General features: G+C 63.3%; 8 protein-coding genes. 5 read left to right on the top strand and 3 right to left on the bottom strand.

Going from position 1 to position 13524, the window contains the following annotated elements; translation table 11 throughout:
* Positions 1 to 125: 125 nt before the first annotated feature.
* The 3 genes from AC1DZQ_RS09625 to AC1DZQ_RS09615 form a co-directional block, all read right to left on the bottom strand.
* The gene (locus AC1DZQ_RS09625) at positions 126 to 260 is read right to left on the bottom strand and encodes a hypothetical protein (protein WP_476963308.1); all 135 of its coding nucleotides are present in this window, start codon (positions 258 to 260) and stop codon (positions 126 to 128) included.
* Positions 261 to 1001: 741 nt separating this feature from the next.
* Complete coding sequence (locus tag AC1DZQ_RS09620) at positions 1002 to 1586, bottom strand: histidine phosphatase family protein (RefSeq protein ID WP_028277661.1); 585 nt, start codon at positions 1584 to 1586, stop codon at positions 1002 to 1004.
* Complete coding sequence (locus AC1DZQ_RS09615) at positions 1587 to 3065, bottom strand: CCA tRNA nucleotidyltransferase (RefSeq protein ID WP_476963307.1); 1479 nt, start codon at positions 3063 to 3065, stop codon at positions 1587 to 1589.
* Between the two features lie 171 nt (positions 3066 to 3236).
* On the opposite strand from AC1DZQ_RS09615, the gene AC1DZQ_RS09610 reads away from it, so the two are divergent.
* The 5 genes from AC1DZQ_RS09610 to trxA all read left to right on the top strand — a co-directional run bounded on the left by AC1DZQ_RS09610 (position 3237) and on the right by trxA (position 9201).
* Positions 3237 to 3785 (top strand): NUDIX hydrolase, encoded by a 549-nt coding sequence (locus tag AC1DZQ_RS09610; RefSeq protein ID WP_476963306.1) that lies wholly within the window; start codon positions 3237 to 3239, stop codon positions 3783 to 3785.
* Between the two features lie 62 nt (positions 3786 to 3847).
* The gene (murJ, locus tag AC1DZQ_RS09605; protein ID WP_476963305.1) at positions 3848 to 5908 is read left to right on the top strand and encodes a murein biosynthesis integral membrane protein MurJ; all 2061 of its coding nucleotides are present in this window, start codon (positions 3848 to 3850) and stop codon (positions 5906 to 5908) included.
* A 171-nt stretch (positions 5909 to 6079) separates the two neighbouring features.
* The gene (locus AC1DZQ_RS09600; RefSeq protein ID WP_476963304.1) at positions 6080 to 7642 is read left to right on the top strand and encodes an ABC transporter substrate-binding protein; all 1563 of its coding nucleotides are present in this window, start codon (positions 6080 to 6082) and stop codon (positions 7640 to 7642) included.
* 238 nt (positions 7643 to 7880) lie between these two features.
* Entirely contained in the window at positions 7881 to 8837 is a 957-nt protein-coding gene (gene trxB / locus AC1DZQ_RS09595) for a thioredoxin-disulfide reductase (RefSeq protein ID WP_476963303.1), read from the top strand.
* 37 nt (positions 8838 to 8874) lie between these two features.
* Positions 8875 to 9201, top strand: a complete 327-nt coding sequence (gene trxA / locus AC1DZQ_RS09590; protein WP_018775302.1) for a thioredoxin — start codon at positions 8875 to 8877, stop codon at positions 9199 to 9201.
* Positions 9202 to 13524 lie beyond the last annotated feature (4323 nt).

Below are 13524 nucleotides of genomic sequence, written 5' to 3'. Positions count from 1 at the left end.
TTCCAATGTCAGTCATCAGGTCCTCCTTCGCTGCGGACAGTCCTGCCGGTAACGGGCTTCATCCCTGCACGGGATCAGTCCATGCGCCAGTGGCGGAAGTGTCCGGTAGTCAGCAGTTCAGGGCTTCAGCGAATCAGGCCGGCCTGATGCATTACGAGGAAGGCGTCGTCGCGCCTTTGGTCCAGGAGCTGGCCGTTGAAGCGCGTCGACTCCCTGCGTGACGGCTTCCGGAACAGGACCGTATAGAGCTTGTTCATCATGGTTATTACCTCCTCCCGGAGACTCGATCGGTACGACTTAGTGGCAGGTAGAACGGTGTGGCGGGCTGGAGCGGTGGTTGCGGTAGTCACAGGGACCTTTCGTTGGTGGGGATTGCAGGCCGGCTCGGTGCGACTTAGGGGTAATGGCCGGATGAAACGGGCGGACGCATTTTGGGCGCGACAAATAGAGCCGTAGATGCATTGAATTCGAATTACCGATTCCGGGCGTGACAATTAGGCCCGAAATTCCCGGGCTTTAATTAACCCGGGATTCCGGATAGGAAACGTTATTCGATGGAGAATGGCCCCTGGACGCGGTAGCGCCGAAACCCCAACAAGAAGCTGGGTTCCGAACTATGGGGAGGCTGCGCAACCGCGTGGTTCCGCCTGTTCAGGCTGCCGTCACTAGGCGTTCCGTTGAGGAAGCCAGCTGCCGCCGGCCCCAGGTTGCATTACCTGGGACGGGAAAGCGGTCAGGAAACAGTCAGTCCGACATTTGGGCGCGGTTCAGCGAACGAGGCCGGGTTCGCGGTGGTGCAGTACATCCATCCGCTAGTCAAAGTAATCATCATTTTCCCAACCTCCTTTTCTGTTCTGCCGTGGCACCGGCTGACTGGCCGGGCGACGCGCGCCGTGACCCCGGCAAGTCGCTCTGGGGTCAGAAATAAAAATACACTACGAATGCGGCAGTTGCCTACCGAATTCATAAACTTTTTTGGACTTTGTTTTAAAAAAACGGGTTTAGAGACCCCAGCGCACGATTGCCGGCGTCTTCTTATCCCATCCCAGCGTGCAGACTTTGGCAGTCCCCAACACGAAATGCCGGCCCTCGCGGGGGTCGAGTCCGAGCCACCGGGCGGTCAGGATGCGGGAGAAATGTCCGTGCGCCACGATCAGCACATTGTCCAGGCCCGATTCCAGCACTCGGGCCACGATTTTGTCCGCCCGGGCGGCGACGTCGTCGAGCGCTTCACCGTTGGGCACGCCGTGCGTCCAGATCAGGTATTCGGGGTTGTCCTTGCGGATGAGGTCTGAGCTGATGCCCTCGTAGTCGCCGTAGTCCCATTCCACCGCCAGCGGCTCCAGCTGGGCGTCGGGGTAGCCGGCGAGTTCGGCCGTCCGGCGGGCGCGGCGCAGGGGTGAGGTCAGCACGAGGTCGAAGTCGACAGTCTCGAGCACCCTGCGCGCCTCCACGGCCTGCTGCTCGCCTTCCACTGTGAGGGGCATGTCCGTGAGCCCGGTGTATTGCCCGCTCTTGGACCACTCTGTTTCACCGTGCCGCAGGATCCACAGTTGGGGGCGGGGGCCGTTGGATGGTGCAATCACTTAGGACTCCTCAGTGGTGGGAAGTTCGGCGCCGGCGGGCGCCGCCTCGGGCTGGGCCGCCCACCAGTCCCGCAAGCGGGATTCGGCGACGGCGGGATCGAGCGGGCCGTGCTCCATGCGTTCTTCCAGCAGGAATTTGTAGGCACGGCCCACCACGGGACCGGGCTTGAGGCCAAGCAGCGCCATGATCTGGCCACCGTCCAGGTCCGGGCGGACGGCGTCGAGGGATTCCTGCTCCCGCAACGCAGCAATCCTGTCCTCGAGGTCGTCGTAGGCGAAGGACAGCCGGTCCGCCTTGCGCTGGTTCCGGGTGGTGACGTCGGAGCGGGTGAGCCGGTGCAGACGCTCCAGGAGGGGCCCGGCGTCGGTGATGTAGCGGCGGACCGCGGAATCGCTCCAGCCGGCCTCACCGTAGCCGTAGAAGCGCATGTGCAGCTCCACAAGCCTGGCCACGGCCTTGATGGTGTCGTTGTCGAAGCGGAGCGCTTTCATGCGCTTGGCCGTCAGTTTGGCGCCCACCATGTCGTGGTGGCGGAAGCTCACTGCACCGCCTGGTTCAAAGCGGCGCGTGGCCGGCTTGCCGACGTCGTGCATCAGCGCCGCGAACCGCAGCACAAAGTCGGGGCCCGGCACCGGGCCGCCGGCCTCCGACTCCAGGGCTGCTGCCTGTTCCAGGACCTGCAGCGAGTGCTGGTAGACGTCCTTATGACGGTGGTGTTCATCGGATTCGAGACGCAGGGCCGAGACTTCCGGCAGGACCAGGTCCGCGAGTCCGGTATCGACCAGCAGGTCCACGCCGGCCCGCGGCTGCGCGGCGCAGATGAGCTTAATGAGTTCATCGCGCACACGTTCGGCAGAGATGATGCTGATCCGTTCCGCCATCCGGATCATCGCCTCGCGGACTTCGGCGTGCACCGACACTCCCAGTTGGGCCGCGAACCTCGCCGCGCGCATCATGCGCAGGGGGTCGTCGGAGAAGGACGTTTCCGGCGGTCCCGGCGTGTTGAGGATCGAGGCGTGCAGGTCGCGGACGCCGCCGAAAGGATCGACGAGCTCCAGCATGGGCAGCCGCAGGGCCATGGCGTTGATCGTAAAGTCCCGCCGCAACAGGTCATCCGTGAGCGATGTTCCGAAGGCTACGATCGGCTTGCGGGACTCCGGATCGTAGGCGTCGGCCCGGTACGTGGTGATTTCGATCTGGAAGTCGTCCTTGCGCATCCCGATGGTGCCAAAGGCGCGCCCGATCTCCCAGTAGTTGTCCGCCCATTTCTTGATCAGGGCAACCGTCTGGTCCGGGGTGGCGTCAGTGGTGAAATCCAGGTCGGGGGAGACCCGGCCAAGAAAGAGGTCACGGACGGGCCCGCCCACCAGGGACAGCTCGTGGCCGGCGTCGACGAAGCGCTGCCCGAGCTCCAGAACCACCGGATCCACCTGGAAAGAAACGGTGTGGGAGTCTGTCTTGTGATGTGCGTGCGCCATAGTTACTTAAGCTTGTCAGAAAACCGCGCCAGCACCACACCCGAACCCTCAAGGATCCGGCCGGTTCGTCACGATTGCGGATGAACCGCCGCGGACCGACTTTCCCGGCAGTCTACTTTCCGGCCATGTTTAGGTCATCAAGAGCGGGCAAGAGTCGTTAGAGTGGACCTCATGGCCCATCCCGTACCGAGCGCTCCCGGCAGGAGGACAAACGCACCGTTGCCGTCGGCAATAGGTGCCAATATCGCGCCTGTCCAGCATTCGGGCCACGCTTCCCTGCCCACCGTGGAGGAAATCTCCGCCGGCGGCGTCGTGGTGGACATGTCCGACGCCGACCTGCGGGTAGCGATCATCGCGCGCCTCAACCGCGGCGGCCGTCTCGAGTGGTGCCTGCCGAAGGGGCACCCGGAAGGCAAGGAAAGCAACGAGGAAGCCGCGGTCCGCGAGATCGCCGAGGAAACAGGGATCGAAGGCAAGATCCTGGCACCGCTGGGAAGCATCGACTACTGGTTCACCGTGAGCGGGCACCGCGTCCATAAGACCGTGCACCACTACCTCCTGCGGGCCACGGGAGGGGAACTCACTATCGAAAACGATCCGGACAAGGAAGCCGTGGACGTCGCGTGGGTTCCCATCCAGGAGCTGGCCCGCAAACTGTCCTTCCCCAATGAACGCCGTATCGCGGATCTGGCCAAGGAAGTCCTCCCGGAAGACCGCTGAAGGCCGCAGGAGCGGCAGGTCACGTCCACCGATAGCGACTAATGCCCCGCGCGGGTGAGACGATGAAGACAATGTCATCAGCCAAACCCGCCCCCGTACCCTCCGGCCCCGCCGATTCCAAAGCTGTCCAGTCCGGAGAAGCCCGTTCCAGCGCCATCATGGCGGCCGGAACGCTCGTTTCACGTTTTCTGGGCTTCGCCAAGACGTGGATGCTGGCGGCCGCCCTGGGCCTGGGCTCCTCCGTCAATGACACCTTCATCAATGCCAACAACCTCCCCAACCTGATCTTCCTGCTGGTGGCGGGCGGGGTGTTCAATGCTGTCCTGGTGCCGCAGATCATCAAGGCCAGCAAGGCGCCGGACAAGGGTGCGGATTACATCAGCAGGCTGCTGACGCTGGCGGTCCTGGTGCTGCTGGTGCTCACGCTGCTGGTCACGCTGCTGGCGCCCACGGTCATTCAACTGACCACCCAGGGCTACTCGCCGCAACAGAAGGCCCTCGCGGTGTCGTTCGCGTTCTGGTGCCTTCCGCAGATTTTCTTTTACGGCCTGTACGCCCTGCTGACCCAGGTCCTGAACGCCCACGGAGCCTTCGGGCCCGCGATGTGGGCGCCGATCGTCAACAACATCGTGGCAATCGCCGGGCTGGGCATGTTCATCGCCATCATGGGCGCCAACGCCACCAATCCCCACACGATCGACAACTGGGGATCCTTCCAGACCGTCCTCGTGGCCGGGTTCTCCACGATCGGCGTCGTCACGCAGACCGCCGTCCTGCTCATTCCCGTGTTTAGGCTCCGGCTGGGGCTGCGGCCGCGCTTCGGCTGGCGCGGGGTCGGGCTGGGCCATGCCGCAAAGCTGAGCGTCTGGACCCTGGCGACAGCCGCGGTGGGGCAGCTCGCCTTCCTTTACGTCATGCGCATCGCCACGATTCCTGGCGCGGAACGGGCCCGGCTTCAGCAAGCTGGGGATCCCGCGGCGGCCTTCATTCCGGGCAACGCCGTGCTGGAGGTGGCCAGCCAGCTGTACCTGCTGCCCCACTCCATCATCGCCCTGTCCCTGGCCACAGTACTGTTCAACCGGATGACCCGGGCATCCCAGGACGGAGACCGGGTTGCGCTGCGCAATGCGCTCTCCCACGGGCTGCGGACCATGGCCGTGGCCACCGTGTTCGGTGCGCTGGCGCTCTTCGCGCTGGCCGGGCCGCTGGGCATGTTCTTCTCCGGCGACGTGCGCCTCGACGGCGTTATGCTGGCCCAGACCCTCACCATCCTGGCCCTCAGCACGCCCTTCATGAGCGCCAACTTCATGATGTCGCGCGTGTTCTACGCCAATGAGGACGCCCGGACGCCGTTCTTCATTCAGCTGGTTCTGGCGCTGGTCAACGTGGCGGCCGCGTTCGCGATCCAGTTCCTGCCGTTCGATCAGATCATCTTCGCCATCGCCATCCTCTACACGGGCGGCAACATCCTCTCCGTGATCGTCAGCGCAACCTTCCTGCGCCGGCTCCTGGGCCACCTCGACGGGCCCCGCATCGCCAGCTCCTACATCCGGATGGGCTACGCGGCCCTCGGTTCCGCCCTGGCCGGAGCCGTGGCCCTGTGGATGCTGGGCAGCTACAACCCGGACGGCTACGCGTGGAGCAACCGGATCGCCGCCCTGGTGACGATCGTCGTCGTCGGTCCCGTCATGCTGGCCGCCTACTTCCTGCTGCTGAAGCTCTTCCGGGTGACCGAGCTGCAGGACCTGCTGCAGCCGCTGCTTGGGCGGCTCCGGCGCCGCACCGCCGAGCCGGGCACTGAACCGCAGGCAGGCGGCGCACCGGAGGTGCGAAGGGCACCCGAGCGGGCCACCACCTCGGTGGATACAGGCCTGATTCCGCGAATTTCCGGCGGGTTCGACGCCGAGTCGTTCCGTGCCGGCCCCGACATCCGGGAAGAGGACTCGTTCCCTTACGGCCGTCCGGCGGGCCCGGATGGCGGCTACCTGCCGGCCGAAGACCTCCCCAGCACTGCGCAGGGCGGCTTGGGCAAGGGCGATGTTCCACTGCCGGGCCGGCGCACCTACCAGGGCCCGGCCGGTCACAACCCCTATTTCCCGTTTGGCGGGAAAAAGAAAAAATGAGCCCGGCTCCGTTTCAAACTGCCGTGCTCACACGGCCTGGACAGAGCATCGGCTAGGATCGAAGACTAACAAGGGAAGTTGCGGACCAGCGGTCAACCGGCTTACCGGAGGGCACACGGTCGCTCTCAGAGTGACCACGTCGGCAGGTCCCGGACAGTCTAGGAGGAGCCCGTGTCCCACCCGATCGATGTCGGATCAGTACTCGGTGGCCGCTACAAGGTCACTGCCACCGTACTGACCTCACATGACCAGGATCTGGTGCTGGACGGTGTGGACCAGGTGCTCAACCGTCCCGTGAGCATCCTCGTCGCAGGCCCGGGCAACGCCGACCAGGTGGCCCAGAGTGCCCGTGAAGTGGCGACGGGTGAGCGGCCCGGCAGTGTGCAGATCCTTGACCTTGGCGTCAGCGATGCCACCACGTACCTGATCACCAACCACACCTCGGCGGCGGACCTCCTGGATCTTGTGGTGTCTTCCAACCCGCCGTACGTCGAACCCTTCTTCACGGACACGTTGGGCAGCGAGATCTTCGGGCAGGCCCGCTCCCACGAACCCGAAACCTACGACGGGCTCTACGACGACGAGGAAGTCGACGCCGGGTACATCAACTATGGTCAGTCCCAGGCCGCAGGCGGACAGCAGCCGGTTTCCCCGGCGGCGCCCCCCGCCGGAGTACCGTCGCGGCCCACGTCCGCGCCCTCCGCCGCGCCTGGCGTCGCGGCAGCAGCCGGGGCGGCAGCGGCGGCAGCCCGGGCCCCCAAGGCCCCCACAACAGCACCGCAAGAAACCGCGGCACATTCGACGGCGCCGCAGCCCGTCCAGGGGGACACCACGCCCCGCCAGGCCGAACCGGCAGCGCAGCAGCCGGCAACCCCCGCGGCACCTAAAGTTTCCTTGTGGTCCGACGACGACTACAGCGGTGACGATCAGCGCGGCGAAGAGCACCACGGCGGCGCAGCTACGGCCGCCGGAGTGGCCGGTGCCGGTTTCAACTCCGTGGATCGGGCTCCGGGCAACTTCCCCGCCTCCGCCCGTACCGCCGTCGACCAGGATGAGGACGAGTACGAGTACGAAGACGAGCCCAACCGGGAGCCGCGTTCCATGCGCTGGCTGGTGGGCGGGCTCTTGGCTGCCGTGCTGGTGGTGGGCCTGATCTTCGCGGTCACCAACCTTGGCAGCCTCTTCAAGAGCACCCCGCCGACCAGCGCGGCGTCCGCCGCTTCGTCCTCAGCGCCGGAGCCGTCCACCGCGCAACCGTCGTCGACCGCCACCGAGGCGCCGGCGGCCGGACCGCCCGTCATCGAGGACGTGACGCGCCTCGGCAACTTCGATTTCGCCGGAAATTACGATTCCGACCTCGTCAAGACCTTTGATGGGAACGGCGCGAGCTTCTGGTCCGACATGGAATTCGCCACGGAGGATTGGGGCGGACTTGCCTCCGAGGTTCCGCTGGTGGTGAAGCTGAAGGACCCGTCCAAGGTCTCCTCCGTCACCCTGAGCCAACTCGGAGCCTCCGGCGGCAGCATCAGCGTGTTCACCAATGACAGCCCGACCCTCGAAGGCGCAAAGCAGATCGGCAGCAACAGCTTTACGTCTCCGGACCTGACCATGCCGCTGTCTGAACCCGTCACGGCGCAATATGTGATCGTGTCCATCAAGACGCTTCCGAAGCTGGCCGCTCCCAAGACCCGCTACGGGTACGGCCTGCGTCTGGCCGAAATCAAAGTCCAGTAGCAGCCCTGGCCTGGCCGGTAGCGGCCCTGCGCGGCGGGCTGCGCGGCGGCGGTCAGCGCGGCGGCGGCCCGGTCATCCGGGGCCGTCACCGGCCCCCGCCTCGGCAAACCGGTACCCTGAGTAGTGGTGTTGCTCCGTGACGCCCATTTCGGCCGGAATATTCAATGCCCGGCAATAGTTGTGCCATGTGGCCGGCCATCGAGGCGGCGCATCGACAAAGGAAGAGGTTCACCGTTCAGTGAGCAACGCAGAAAACACTGCCTCCGAAGTACGTGATGTCATCATCGTCGGCTCCGGCCCGGCGGGCTACACCGCAGCGGTGTACACGGCGCGCGCGAACCTGAAGCCGCTGCTCCTGGCAGGCTCCGTTACGGCCGGCGGCGAACTGATGAACACCACGGACGTGGAGAACTATCCGGGGTTCCCCGACGGCATCATGGGCCCGGACCTGATGGAGAACTTCGAGAAGCAGGCCGCCCGTTTCGGCACGGAGATCCAGTTCGAGGACGTCACCGACTTGGACCTCGACGGCGACGTCAAGACCGTCACCATCGGCACGGGGGAGACCTTCAAGGCCCGTTCCATCATTCTTTCCACCGGCTCGGCCTACCGTGAGCTCGGATTGCCGAACGAGAAGAGGCTTTCAGGCCACGGCGTCAGCTGGTGTGCAACCTGCGACGGTTTCTTCTTCAAGGATCAGGACATTGCGGTAATTGGCGGCGGCGACTCCGCCATGGAAGAGGCCCTGTTCCTCACCAAGTTCGCCAAGTCCGTCACGGTGGTGCACCGCCGCGACACCCTCCGCGCCTCGAAGATCATGGCTGACCGCGCCTTGGCTCATGAGAAGATCAACTTCGTCTGGAACACCGGTGTGGAAGACGTACTGGGACAGGACAAAGTCACCGCGCTGCGGTTGAAGAACCTGGTGGACGGCACGGAATCCGAACTGGCCGTGACCGGAGTGTTCGTGGCAATCGGCAACGATCCCCGCACCGATCTGGTCAAGGGCAAGCTCGAGCTGACCGCAGAGGGAACCATCGCTGTGGACGGCCGTACGTCGAAGACCAGCGTCCGAGGCGTCTTCGCTGCCGGCGACGTGATTGATCCGACCTACCGCCAGGCGATCACCGCATCCGGTTCCGGGTGTGTGGCGGCCCTCGACGTCGAGCACTACCTCGCAGATTTCCACGCCTAAACGGCGCGCAGCAACCAACGGAAGAGAGACAAAGGTTATGAGCAACGCAAAAGACGTAACGGACGCCAGCTTCAGCACTGATGTACTGGCCTCCGAGAAGCCCGTCATTGTCGATTTCTGGGCCGAATGGTGCGGCCCCTGCCGAAAGCTCGGTCCGATTCTTGACGAGATTTCGGTCGAATACAGCGAGAAGGTTGATGTGGTCAAGGTGAATGTTGACGACAACCCGGCCATCGCTGCCGAGTACGGCATCACCTCCATCCCGGCCGTGTACCTGTTCCAGGGCGGCGAGGTCAAGAGCACCGTGATCGGCGCCCGGCCCAAGCAGTTCTTCGAGAAGGAATTCGCGGACGTCCTGTCCTAGGCTGACCGAAAGTGGCCCCCGMTTCTGGCGGGGGCCACTTTTTTGTTGTGATCGACGGCCTGCAACAGGCCCGCAACAGGAGAGTGGGACTACCCAGATCATGTGAGGACCCATCTGAATCCCCATTGAAAGTTTAAACAGTTGCTTATCGGTGCAATTTTCCGCTCGCTGGCAATTCCTCTAAATTTTCGATATCTGCCCTGCGGGATATCCCCTCCGGCGTCGGGAGAGCTGCAGTTCATACCTCTCGGTTAGTCCGATTGGCCGGCCGGCTAGATGATTCGCAGTATTGTCGTTTCACGTGAAACATCAAGACCGCGATGAAGTGCAATGACGCAGTGATGCACTCCCTCAAGGCTGCGGTGACGGGGTGACGCGGTGATGCGAGAGCCTGCAGACTAGGCCCCTCAAGAAGTCGTCCCGCCCCTTGTCCGCTGCGCGCCTGATCGTCGAGTTGATGGTCTCCACAGTCGCGGCAACCCGCATCGCCCTTGACTGTTTCACGTGAAACATGGACTCCACCCGAGGGATTCAAAGCCACCAGAATCAACGCTGAATCAGAGTGTACTGGGTGCAACCAATTCCCGGCACCGGAAAGCGAGAATGCCGTACACCTATCGACTGCAGCATTGCCAGGCACGGACACAAGCCGAACAACAGCACCACCCTGAATCGCGCCCCGCAGCATTTCAGTCCCGCAGTATTTCAGTCCAGCACCATTTCAACTCTGTTCACTCCGACGGATCTGCCCACCAGTGCAGGGGGTACAAGGTGCTTCCAGTTCTTCGACGAATCTGACGGAAAATACTAGGAGCGAAACCAGGATCTGCAGGGAACTGACTGTCTGGTGACAATGTCCACAATAGTTGCAACAAACTCCCGTATTGCAGGTCAATTCAGGCCGGGTGGTCAAGTTTCCTGATCAACTCCAGCCACCGGATGACGCTGGCTGATACGGCAGATGTTTCACGTGAAACAAGACCAGGCCGCTCAAGCGCGGAGATATTCGCGGAGCAGACCCACCACTGCAATGTTTCACGCGAAACAGGGCCTGTTCGGCTCAAGCGCAGGGATATCCGCTGCGCCGATCCAACACCGTGGTGTTTCACGTGAAACAGGGTCCCGGCCGCTCAAGCGCGGGGATATCCGTGGAGCAGACCGCCACCGCAATGTTTCACGTGAAACCGCGACTTGGAACGGCCGTCGATAAATGACTGACTGCCGATAAAGTGACAGTCAACTATTAGATACTTGAGACGAATACGACACCTGACATTAGCGCCTCCGTTCACCAGGAGACGCCGCTCGTCGAGCCCGCCTGCTCTATTTACCCAGGCTGAATTGACCTGCATAGCGACCTCAGCACCACCTTTCATAGAGCAGCCAAGAAACGTTCACGCACTAGAGCGATACATCGGCATCGGATCACGGGCGATTACGCGCAGCAACGTCGTTCGGCTAGTCCTTCGGGTATCTGAGAAGTACTTTCCCTAATTTCGACCCTGGTTTCCACGCAGGGCGGCATGCGATCTGAACCAGCCGCAGCATCACCAGGCTTCTTGGTTTCACGTGAAACATGTCAGTGCACTCGGAACCGTCTGAGGCCACGCAGCCTCCGGACTCCGCTTGGCTCTCGATGGGGGACCGTAGCCATCGCATTCCAGCTCCTGCCGCCCGGCACCGCTTGTGAGCGCACAGACCTGCATGGCCAGACACGTCATCCTGGGACACTCGGCTCCGCGCGGTCTACGGTGGTTCGGCTGTTCCCGGTCCTTCGGGCAGAACGCGAACAGGCACTCCTAGGCATGCCTTGACCGCGGCGGCCTATGTTGTCTGATTTGAGGCCAGTCGAACCCCGACGTCAAATCCCGGGCCACTGTGACAGGGAGCCCTGGCACCTGTTTGGGCCGACGAGTTGGCGTTCGGCACCTGGCACGCACCCTACGCTAGGGCGGCGGCGGGGGACAGGGCTCAATCCCATCGCGCGATGTCCGATCACACGCCAAGCCCACAGACGTGGGTTATCGTCCGTTAGGCCCGAAACTAGGTCCAGTGCGTATCTGGCCTGCGGTCCTGGTCCGACCCCGCCTCCAGTCCGTTGACCCTCACACCTTGCCCGACACGCGACATCTTTTGTGATGGGCTCTCTGGCAGCGGCCAGGTTCAATCTCGGTCCCACTCGAAGCCGGCTCACTTGCCATCATCTCGGTCCAGTCCCTGGCCCGATCGTCTCCGCCCGGACTGCTGACCAATGATCCCAGGTCCGGTTCAGTCTCCAGCCTCACTCGAGCCGCATTGCCGCGCCCCAACCCGTCGTGCCCTGCAGTCAGTACCGCCGAATCTATTGAAGAGGGGACGGGCCTTACGCCGATCTTCTTGCCTTAGCATGGTCAGGGTTCCTGGTTCGAAGAAGTGGAGAGTGCGTGGGCCGTACTCACCCCCCATGTTCGTGCCTGCGCGTTGCGAACCCGACTGCAGCGTTGCGAGCCCGACTGCAGCGGCGCCGGACTCCTCACTGGCTACTCCAAGGGTGTCCGGTTCTGCCGCGAGCCTAGTGTCGGCAGCCACCACCGCTGTCTGGTGTGGATGTCCTTCGAGCTCCTCCCGTATCTGTCCACAGGCCTCCACGGTCTTGGTGACCGGGTGCCGGGCTTCCCACTGTCGTACTCTGTGCCGTCATGGATGGCGTCCGACGGCGCAGGGCTGAGGTCAACAGCGGCCGACATTCAGACATCCCCGGCACTCCCAGAGGACTGCAGTATCCGTTGCACCCACGATATCCACCGCCTTCTCCACAAAAGTTATTCACAGAGTTATCCACAGGCGCTGAGAGATTGTTCACATGCAGATCCTGCTGACCGGGGACGCTTGATTGCGTCCTCCGGGAATCGCGCTTTGCCAAGCTGTCTGCTGTGCCGTGGGGATGCCGCGGACTACTATTCAGTGTCCTGGGACCTAAACCGCGAAGACGGGACAAATATATCGAAAAATTAACCCCAGCCCGGCGATTTAATACATCTCCACCAGTGCTTCGGCCACTGTCGCTGCAGTCGACGATCATGTTTCACGTGAAACGAAAAACGAGCCCTCACGGGACAATCGGGGCAGTCGCCAAGAAGGCCTGTGGAGCGTCAGTCTGTCCCGCTCGGGCGAGCTTCAGTCCGAAACTAATCCACACAGTTATCCACAGCAATATCCACCGCTCTATCCACTGCTTTGTCCACCGGCTGATGGCCGGAGATCGAGCGCTGGATGGCTGCGGGAACCTCGCCTCGGTGCCGCCTTGACCTGCGGTGCAGCACCCTCTGGAACGTGTCGGCCGTCAGTCGAGAGGAGCCGCAATCCACTTGGGTCAAACTATGGGACGTCGATCGGCGAGGCACCCTGAGACTGAATGCACCTCCTGCCAACCTCGACCCAAACGCACAGCTCGCCACCGCATTGTCGGATTCCGAGAACAGCAGGGGAGCAGAGCCGTTCCCATTGAAGCTTCCAGCTTCCGTGCCCCGCCAGGGGATCACAGCGTCGTGCCATGCTGCTCGGTCCGGCCGCCGCCGACGAGCTGCCCTTTGCCTGCAAACTGCGGCCGGCAAACTGCGATTTGTGGGACCTGAAACGTGGAGGACCGCCAGGTCTCGTTGTCGCATTTTCGTTCACACTCTTTGTACCCGGAGGTGCTCGCGACCTCCTCCGCAGTGCCCTTTGGATGGTGCTTGTGCGAAGCCCGTGGTCGACCATGTGGTTGCCGCCCGGTACCCGTATTGCGACGACGCTGGGTGTGTCCCGGCAGAACAGATGCCGGCGGGTCAGGTGGTTCCGAGCCGAGGGAGAGGCCGGACTTCCGAAGCGGTCCAGACGGCACAACTCAACACCCGCAAGCACGATTGCCGAACGCAAACAGACTGTCTGGGTGCCGATCCACCTTCCCTCAGGTTTTGTGCCCTCCGGGGCGGGGCCCTCACTTGCAGTTCCGGTACGGTCAGTGCACCTGATCCTGCAGTCACACGGCGACCCCCTGCCCACGCGTCGCGGACTGTCATCCGCTACCCGGGGACGCCGGCGAACCTAGCCGCCGAACCACCGCCGACCATCACGAGCGCACCCGGCCCGGGGGACCCTGTCCAGGTGGACATGCAGAGGCTGGGTGCATCCCCGACGGTGGCGGTTGGCGACCCAAACACAATGGCCATTCCAGCCATTCCGAGTCCGCTGCAGGCGTGCTCGACCCATGGTCAAGAGAGACACGAGACCGCACCCCGTACGTCCCACGGTCTCTGCCGGCCATCCGTATCGGGAGCATCGCGCGGCCACAGTTCCTGATGG

The sequence above is a fragment of the Arthrobacter sp. P1_C12_2 genome, from assembly GCF_056406415.1.
The sequence above is the reverse complement of the archived record's forward strand: the minus strand, read 5'-3'. Positions and strand labels throughout refer to the sequence as shown.